This is a genomic window from Kitasatospora sp. NPDC059571, from assembly GCF_042735675.1.
Classification (GTDB): Bacteria; Actinomycetota; Actinomycetes; order Streptomycetales; family Streptomycetaceae; genus Kitasatospora.
Genome location: NZ_JBHWBW010000019.1, coordinates 34,894 through 36,182, shown reverse-complemented (window position 1 = coordinate 36,182; position 1,289 = coordinate 34,894). Strand labels below are relative to the sequence as shown.

Here is a 1,289-nt window from a genome sequence, read left to right as displayed (position 1 = left end):
CGGGCCGCCCCGGGCGCGGCGGGCCCGGGCGCGCGGCGCGGGCCCCGGCCGGCCCCGCCGCCCCCCCCCCCCCCCAGGGACGGGCCGGACCGCGCGTGAGGTCCGCCGCCCCGGGCCGGCGGCCCGGGTCTATCGGCCGCCCGGCGCCGGCTGTGTGGGATGCCGACGCTGGCGGCGCAGCCACGCGTACAGCAGCACGCACGGCAGCAGCAGCCCGCCGATGCCGAGCACCAGGAAGGCGACGGGGCCGCCGATGTGGCGGATCAGCCAGGGGAAGTTCTGCCCGAAGAAGCCGACCACGAAGGACAGCGGGAGGAACACCGTGGCGATGATCGTGAGGCGCTCCATGGTGGCGCTCTGGCGGAGGGTGATCCTGTTCTGCTCGACGGAGATCACCGCGATGTTCGCTTCCAGGACGGTGGCCAACAGGTCGCGCTGGGCGGCGACCTCCTCGTTGACCAGGAGCAGGTGGTCGTGCACGTCGCGGAAGTACGGCAGGAGTTCGGCCGGCGCCCGGCCGGGCTGCAGTCGTCGGGCGACGACGGCGAGCAGCGGGTGCACGGCGCGGTAGAAGTCGGTGGCCTCCCGTCTCAGTGAGTAGATCCGCTCGGTGGGGGCGACCGCCCCGGAGAACACGGTCGCCTCGATCTGCTCGATGTCGCGGTCGAGTTCCGCCACGACGGGCGCATAGCCGTCGACGACCTGGTCGAGGATCGCCCACAGCGTCGAGGCGCTGCCGGTCCGCAGCAGTTCGGGCCGGCGTTCGAGGCGGCCGCGGGCGGCGGCGAGCTCGCTGGCGATGCCCTGGCGGACGGTGATCACGAAGTGCTCGGCCAGGAAGATGCTGATCTCCCCGGTGTCGATCTCCTCGCGCTCGTCGTCGTACCGTGCGGTGCGCAGGATGATCAGCTCGGTGCCGTCCTCGTACTGCTCGGCCTTCGGTCGCAGATGGAAGGCCTGCGCGTCCTCAACGGCGAGTTCGTGCAGTCCGAACTCCTCCTGGACTCCTGCCAGTTCCTCGGGACCGGGTTCGAAGACGCCGAGCCAGACGAATCCACCCTGCCTGGCGTGCGCGGCCGCCTTCTCCAGGGGCATTGCACCCTCGTGCTGCCGGTGCCCGTCGCGGTAGTGCGCGCAGTCCACGATCATGAGTTTCCTCCTCGCGTCCGGCCTGCTTCGCAACACCTCCGAGGAGACCATCGCATCACGACAGGCGTCCCGCCGCGGGGCGGGGCGGGGCCGGGGGGGGGGGTGACTGGGGGGGGGGCGGGGGGGTGGGTGGGGGTGTG

The 1,289-nt window shown here is 72.8% G+C and carries 1 protein-coding gene; it reads right to left on the bottom strand.

Going from position 1 to position 1,289, the window contains the following annotated elements; translation table 11 throughout:
* Positions 1 to 129: 129 nt before the first annotated feature.
* Positions 130 to 1,149 (bottom strand): magnesium and cobalt transport protein CorA, encoded by a 1,020-nt coding sequence (locus ACFV0G_RS04580; RefSeq protein ID WP_380541501.1) that lies wholly within the window; start codon positions 1,147 to 1,149, stop codon positions 130 to 132.
* Positions 1,150 to 1,289 lie beyond the last annotated feature (140 nt).

Coding starts and splice junctions, on each gene's coding strand:
- ACFV0G_RS04580 (WP_380541501.1), bottom strand. CDS start 1,149: ATGATCGTGGACTGCGCGCACTACCGCGACGGGCACCGGCAGCACGAG.